Consider the following 6,886-nt stretch of genomic DNA (forward strand, 5'->3'; position numbering starts at 1 on the left):
GCGCCAACGGTCCTGCCTGCCCACACCGCCCCACCCCTGACAGATTCCGGGTGTCTGCCGGGCTTGGGGTCGGATCCCTCTGCCGTGCAGAGGGCTCTGATCCCTGAATCTGTCTGTGCGGGCAGGAGGCGCTAAAATGGCAGGATGATCGCCAATACCGCCGCTTACCATTTCGCCGTCATCGACGCTCCCCAGGCCCTCTGCGACCAGCTGCTGGCGCGTGCCGAGGCGGCGGAGCTGCGCGGCACGATCCTGGTGGCGGGCGAGGGGCTGAACCTGTTCCTGGCAGGTGCGCCAGAGGCGGTCGAGGGTTTCTACGTGGCACTGCGTTCCGACGCGCGCTTTGCCGATATGCGGGTCAAGACCAGCCTCAGTGAGCATCAGCCGTTCGCGCGGCTGAAGGCCAAGGTGAAGGACGAGATCATCAGCTTCCGCCGTGACGACGGCCAGCCATTGGACTATCCGCGCGCGCCGGCGATCGATCCGGCCACGGTGCAGCGCTGGTTGCGCCAGGGGCATGATGACGCCGGCAAGCCGGTGGTGATGCTCGATACGCGCAACCTGCAGGAAGTGGAGTACGGCACCTTCAAGGATGCGCTGGTGCTGCCCATCCACAAGTTCACCGACCTGCCCGAGGCGCTGGCGCCGCACCGCGAAGCGCTGAAGGACAGCACCGTGGTCAGTTTCTGCACCGGTGGCATCCGCTGCGAGAAGGCCGCGCTGTGGATGGTCAATGACGGCATGGACAATGTGCTGCAGCTCGATGGCGGCATCCTCGGCTACTTCGAGGAGGTGGGCGGCGAAGGCTACGAAGGCCGCTGCTTCGTGTTCGATGAGCGCGTGGCGCTGGACGCCGAGCTGAAGCCGATGGTGGACCAGCCGCTGCCGGAGCCGCGCCCCAGCGCGTTCTGACCGCGCTTCTGTAGCGCCGAGCCCATGCTCGGCTCTACACGATCCGGTGGGCGCTGAACCTGCCCCCACGGGAATCAGCATCCCGCCACCGTCACTGGCCGCGGCGCCGGGCCGTCCCCATGCATGGGGGATCCTGTGACGGAAAAACGCCTGATGATCCCGTTGTCGATCCTTGACCTGGCCCCGGTCTGCGAGGGCAGTGACACCACAGCCGCTTTCGCCAACATGCTGGAACTGGCCCAGCACGCCGATGCGCTGGGCTACCGCCGCTACTGGCTGGCCGAACACCACAACATGCCCGGCATCGCCAGCGCGGCCACCGCTGTGCTGATCGGCCATGTGGCCGGGGGCACAAAGCGCATCCGCGTCGGTGCCGGCGGCATCATGCTGCCGAACCATGCCCCGCTGCAGGTGGCCGAGCAGTTCGGCACGCTGGCCTCGCTGTATCCGGACCGCATCGACCTCGGCCTGGGCCGCGCGCCGGGCACCGATCAGCCGACCGCGCGTGCACTGCGCCGCTACCTCGACAGCGCCGACCAGTTCCCGCAGGATGTGCGCGAGCTGCTGCACTACTTCGAGCCGGTACAACCCGGGCAGGCGGTGCAGGCGGTTCCAGGTGGTGGCCTGCGGGTGCCGACCTGGATCCTCGGTTCCAGCCTGTTCGGTGCGCGCATGGCCGCCTCGATGGGCCTGCCGTATGCGTTCGCCTCGCACTTCGCGCCCGACGTGATGGACGAAGCGCTGGCGGTGTACCGCCGCGAGTTCCGCCCTTCGGCCACGTTGAAGCAGCCGCACGCGATGCTGGCCCTGAACGTTGTCGCCAGCGACAGCGAAGCCGAGTCACGCCGCCTGTTCACCAGCCAGCAGCAGAGTTTCGTCAATCTGCGCCGTGGCCGGCCGGGCAAGATTCCGGCGCCCATCGACGACATCGAATCGTTCTGGGAACCGCATGAAAAGCTGGGTGTGGAGCGGGCATTGGCCTGCACCGTGCTGGGTGATCCGCAGCAGGTGGCCGAGGGCATCGCCGCCTTCGTCGAACGGCACAAGCCCGACGAACTGATGCTCACCGCCAATCTTTACGACCACCGCGCACGCCTGCGTTCGTTCGAACTGGCGATGCAGGCCTGGCACGCCCGCCACGCGGGCTGAACAATTGCGTCACGGCCTGTTGCGGCCGATCCGCGTCTGATGGGGGCTCCCACTTCTGGAGTCCCCACCATGGCCGAGACCCGTGCCGAACACATTGCCCAACTGGCCGAGCTGATCAAGGACGTGGAGGTGGCCATGTTCACCACCACCGGCGTCGACGGGCGACTCTACAGCCGGCCGCTGGCCACCCAGCAGGTCGCCTTCGACGGTGACCTGTGGTTCGTGATCACCGGCGACAGCCCGAAGGTGGCCGAGATCGCGCTCGATCCGCGGGTCAACGTGGCCTACGCCTCGCCCTCGAAGAACACCTACGTGTCGGTGGCGGGGCGGGCACGCGTGGTCGATGATCGCGCGAAGATCGAGGAGCTGTGGTCACCGGCGATGAAGCTGTTCTTCCCCGGTGGCAAGGATGACCCCAACCTTCGCCTGATCCATGTGCGCGCCGACAGTGCCGAATACTGGGATGGCCCGGGCACTCTGCTGGGCAAGGCGTTGACCTTCGTGCTGTCGGCAGTGCAGGACGAGCCGACGGCGTTGGCCGACAATGGATTCATCGATCTGCGCTGAGGGCTTCGGCCTGCCGGGCCATGCCCGGCGGGCGCTGCAACAGCAATCAGAACCAGCGCTGGAACAGTTCCACCGTATAGCCCACCAGCTGCCCCGAACTGAAACCGAAGAATGCGATCGCTGCCAGCGCCGCGATCCAGTTGAACAGCATCAGCGCGCCATCGCGTTCCAGCAGCGCCAACGAGAACAGCAGCAGCTGGAAGCCGAACAGGAAGTTGGTGAAGGGAATCGGCAGCGACAGCAGCAGGCCCAGCAACACCAGCAGCAGGCCGCTGAAGGCGTGGGCGGGCAGCGGTGTCAGCAGTTGCGGCATGCGTGGTTTCAGCATCTTGTCCAGGCGCCGAAGCGGGCGGTCGATGCGGTCCAGGAAACGGTGCATGGTGCCGCGCTTTGGCCCGCGGCGGGCGATGAAGCCCGGCAGCCAGGGGCGGCGCAGGCAGCACAGCATCTGCAGGCCGATCAGGATCACCAATGGACCGCTGACCGCGCCGCCCATGCCCGGAATCGGAATGAACGAGGGCAGGATCGCCACGAACAGGAACACGCCGAACGCGCCCTGCTGCAGGTTGCACAGGATCTGGCCCAGCGGCATGTGCTCGGCCGGATCGCCGGAGGCGAACATCTCCAGCAGGGTGCGGATGCCCTCGTTGCGGTAGGCCGGGCGCTGGGCGCCCGGGCCCTGGCCGGCCTCAGGCGGTGAGCTCATCGGCCTGCTCGTCGGACAACGTGCGCAGCAGCAGCTTGTCCACCCGCGCACCGTCCAGGTCGACCACTTCGAAGCGCCAGCCGGCCCAGTCGAAGTACTCGCCCGCGTGCGGAATGCGGCCGAAGTAGTGGATGCACATGCCGGCCAGCGTGTAGTAGTCGCCGTCCTCGGCGTCGGGCAGGTCGTTGCTGCCGATCAGTTCGCGCACGTCTTCGATCGGCAGTGAGCCGTCCACCAGCAGCGAGCCGTCCTCGCGGGTCACCACCAGCGCATCTTCGTCGGCGTTCTCCACCGCCTGCAGGCGGCCGACCACGGCACCCATCAGGTCACTGATGGTCACCAGGCCCTGGATCTCGCCGTACTCGTCCACCACCAGCGCCATCGACTGCTGTTCCTCGCGGAAGATCTCCAGCAGCTTCATCGCGTGGGTTGATTCGGAAACGTACAGCGGTTCCCGCAGGGTCTGGAACAGCGCGTTGTCGCCGCGCGCCATGCGCGTGGCCAGCGATTTCAGTTCGAGCACGCCGACTACGTCCATGTCGTTGTCGCGGTACACCGGGTACCGCGAGAACTCGTGCTCGGCCATGATTTCCAGGTTGCGCTCCAGCCCGGCCTGGGTGTCGAGCCAGGCGATGCGGTTGCGCGGGGTCATCAGGCTGTCGGCGGTGCGGTCGCCCAGGCGCATCACGCGGTTCATCATGTCGCGCTCGTGGGCGTCGATCACCCCGGCCTCGTGGCTCTCGGCCACCAGCATGCGGATCTCTTCTTCGGTTACCGAGGCGACTTCATCCTTGCCCAGGCCGAACAGGCGCAGGACCAGCTGGGTCGTCTTGGACAACAGCCAGACGAAGGGCAGGGCCAACCTGGCCAGCCAGCTCATCGGCATGGCGACCAGGCCGGCAATGGCCTCGGAGCGGGTCAGGGCCAGACGCTTGGGAACCAGTTCGCCGAAGATCAGCGTGATGAAGGTGATCAGCGAGACCGCCAGGGCGGTGCCTACCTCGCGCGCGTACGCAAAGCCGGGCATCAGGCCCTGCAGCCAGCCGGCGATCGCGTCGCCGATCGCATCACCGCCGAGGTAGCCGGTCAGCACGCCGATCACGGTGATGCCGATCTGCACGGTGGACAGGAAGCTCTCCGGCTTCTCCGACAGCTCCAGTGCCTTGGCGGCGCGCTTGGAGGTGGCGGCCATCTGCTTCAGGCGGCTCTTGCGCGAGGTCATGACCGACATCTCGGACATGGCGAAGAAGCCGTTCAGGAGAACCAGCGCGAAGACAATCAGGATCATTTCAAACACGGGCATCGTCCCCGGTTGGTGGCAGGGAGGGCGGGTGCTTGCGATGGCGGCTGGCGCTCAGGAACAGGGTCCGGCGCGGCGCAGGGGGATAAGGGTCGTCGTCCATAAGGTGCGCCCGAGGGCGCGCTGGCATCTTAGCAAAGGGGCGTGGCAGGGTGGCAACCGCCTGTTCAGGTTGGGGGCTCCAGAGCCCCGAAAGGGGACGGGGATACCCGTGATGGTCATCTAGCCGTCATAATTCCGTCTGGTGCCGTCCTTCCCGCGACGGCTGACAGGTTTCTCAATGTTCTCTCTGCAGACCATTTTCGGTTCCGGCAAACAGTTCTACACCCTGCTTGATGAGGCTGCCGTCGCGGCCTCCGACGCCGCCAAGGCGCTGCATTCCATGCTGCGCGAGGCCGACCGCCAGCCCGCGCTGGACGCCTTCAAACTGGCCCGCCTGCGCGAGCGCGCGGCCTCGGACAAGATCAGCCAGGCGCTGGTAGACAGCTTCATGACCCCGATCGAGCGCGAAGACATCGAAGCGCTGGGTTCGGCCCTGTACAAGATTCCGAAGCAGATCGAGAAGTTCGCCGATCGCTATTCGCTGGCCACGACCCACCTGGAGCACATCGACTTCGCGCCGCGCGCGGCGATGCTGGAACAGGCTGCCGGCGTGGTGGTGGAGATGGTCGCCGACCTGCGCCACATGAACCTGGACCGGATGACCGCGCTCAACGAGAAGCTGCGCTCGCTGGAGAACGAGGCCGACCGCCTGATGCTCGAGCTGTACCGCGACATCTATTCCGGTCGCCTGGACAACCTGCAGATGTTCCTGCTGAAGGAATTCTTCGAGATCCTGGAAAAGGCCATCGACCGTTGCCGCGAGGCCGGCGTGGTGGCGTACCAGATCGTGTTGAAGAACAGCTGACGGACGCCGCCGCATGTTGACCCTTGTCCTGGTGGTGATCCTGGCCGCGCTCGTTTTCGAGTTCATCAACGGCTTCCACGACACCGCCAACTCCATTGCCACCGTGGTGGCGACCAAGGTGCTCTCGCCCGGCTGGGCGGTGATGCTGGCCGCCTTCATGAACCTCATCGGCGCGTTGACCGGTACCGCGGTGGCGCTGACCATCGCCTCGGGCCTGCTCAACACCAACGTGGTCGACGTCACCCCGCAGGTGATCCTGTGCGCCCTGCTGGGCGGCATCATCTGGAACCTGATCACCTGGTGGAAGGGCCTGCCGTCCTCGTCCTCGCACGCCCTGATCGGTGGCCTCTGCGGCGCCGGCCTGGCTGCGGCCCACAACAACTGGGACGCCCTGATCTGGTCCGAGCGGCTGGGCAGCTGGGCGCAGAACAAGGGCCTGCTGTGGAAGGTGTTCGTGCCGATGATCACCTCGCCGATCGCCGGCTTCCTGCTCGGCATCGTGGTGATGGTGCTGCTGTGGGCGCTGATCGCCGGCCTGGCCAAGATCGGTGGTGCCATCGGCCGCCTGGCCCGCCCGCGCATCGTCAACGCGTTCTTCGGCAAGGCGCAGATCGCCTCGGCGGCCTACATGGGCTTTGCCCACGGCCACAACGATGCGCAGAAGACCATGGGCATCATCGCCATGACACTGATCGGTGCCGAAGCCACCGGCGCACTGAACGACCTGCCGTCCTGGCTGGCCTTCATGCACCCGGATGCGCATGCCGGTGACGGCATCGCGATGTGGATCGTGCTGACCTGTGCGGTGGTGATGGCTGCCGGTACCGCCTCGGGTGGCTGGAAGATCATCAAGACCCTGGGCCACAAGATGGTCAAGCTGCACCCGATCCACGGCTTCGCCGCGGAGACCAGCTCGGCCACCATCCTGACCCTGGCCGCCCACTTCGGCATGCCGGTCTCGACCACGCACAGCATCTCCACCGCGATCATGGGCGTCGGCTTCGCCAAGAACCCGCGCTCGCTGAAGTTCGGCGTGATCGAACGCATCGTCTGGGCCTGGATCCTGACCATCCCGGCAGCAGGCGGTTGTGCGTACCTGATCCTGAAGCTGTTCGAGCTGTTCGGCTGGACCTGATCTGCACGCACACGTTGCACAAAAAAAGCCCGCCGTATTCCGGCGGGCTTTTTTCATGGGCAGATCATTCTTCCGTATCAAGCGTGTCGACCAAGGTCGACACCCACCAGAGCAGTGCACGACGCCGTTCCGACAGTTCGCGGAGATCTGTCGAAGGCGGGGCGGGGCCGGTTGTGGGGGTGTCCGCGGCATGGATGCCGCGGCCAAGCC

Annotated in this window: 7 protein-coding genes; 5 read left to right on the forward strand and 2 right to left on the reverse strand. The window is 66.2% G+C overall.

Annotation, left to right across the window (positions count from 1 at the left end):
• The first annotated feature begins 144 nt into the window (after positions 1-144).
• The 3 genes from G5A07_RS20845 to G5A07_RS20855 all read left to right on the forward strand — a co-directional run bounded on the left by G5A07_RS20845 (position 145) and on the right by G5A07_RS20855 (position 2,628).
• Positions 145-912 carry a sulfurtransferase gene (locus G5A07_RS20845; protein WP_019338429.1) on the forward strand — a complete coding sequence of 256 codons (768 nt, stop codon included), beginning with the start codon at positions 145-147 and terminating at the stop codon, positions 910-912.
• 153 nt (positions 913-1,065) lie between these two features.
• On the forward strand, positions 1,066-2,061 hold the full coding sequence (locus G5A07_RS20850; protein WP_191863941.1) for an LLM class flavin-dependent oxidoreductase: 996 nt from the start codon (positions 1,066-1,068) through the stop codon (positions 2,059-2,061).
• A 69-nt stretch (positions 2,062-2,130) separates the two neighbouring features.
• On the forward strand, positions 2,131-2,628 hold the full coding sequence (locus G5A07_RS20855; protein WP_049413231.1) for a pyridoxamine 5'-phosphate oxidase family protein: 498 nt from the start codon (positions 2,131-2,133) through the stop codon (positions 2,626-2,628).
• Positions 2,629-2,674: 46 nt separating this feature from the next.
• Here G5A07_RS20855 and G5A07_RS20860 read toward each other — a convergent pair whose 3' ends face one another.
• Together G5A07_RS20860 and G5A07_RS20865 are read right to left on the reverse strand one after the other, a co-directional pair.
• Entirely contained in the window at positions 2,675-3,334 is a 660-nt protein-coding gene (locus tag G5A07_RS20860; RefSeq protein WP_010486010.1) for an exopolysaccharide biosynthesis protein, read from the reverse strand.
• On the reverse strand, positions 3,318-4,622 hold the full coding sequence (locus tag G5A07_RS20865) for a hemolysin family protein (RefSeq protein ID WP_032952709.1): 1,305 nt from the start codon (positions 4,620-4,622) through the stop codon (positions 3,318-3,320). Before G5A07_RS20865 ends, G5A07_RS20860 begins: the two co-directional genes overlap by 17 nt.
• Before the next feature lie 292 nt (positions 4,623-4,914).
• On the opposite strand from G5A07_RS20865, the gene G5A07_RS20870 reads away from it, so the two are divergent.
• Together G5A07_RS20870 and G5A07_RS20875 are read left to right on the forward strand one after the other, a co-directional pair.
• Positions 4,915-5,541, forward strand: coding sequence for a DUF47 family protein (locus G5A07_RS20870; RefSeq protein ID WP_004152833.1), 627 nt, complete (start codon positions 4,915-4,917; stop codon positions 5,539-5,541).
• Between the two features lie 13 nt (positions 5,542-5,554).
• Positions 5,555-6,676: an inorganic phosphate transporter gene (locus G5A07_RS20875; RefSeq protein WP_014036730.1), complete on the forward strand. Its 1,122-nt coding sequence runs from the start codon at positions 5,555-5,557 to the stop codon at positions 6,674-6,676.
• Positions 6,677-6,886: the final 210 nt, after the last annotated feature.

The organism is Stenotrophomonas sp. AS012628, assembly GCF_010608305.1.
GTDB classification, from domain to species: domain Bacteria; phylum Pseudomonadota; class Gammaproteobacteria; order Xanthomonadales; family Xanthomonadaceae; genus Stenotrophomonas; species Stenotrophomonas geniculata.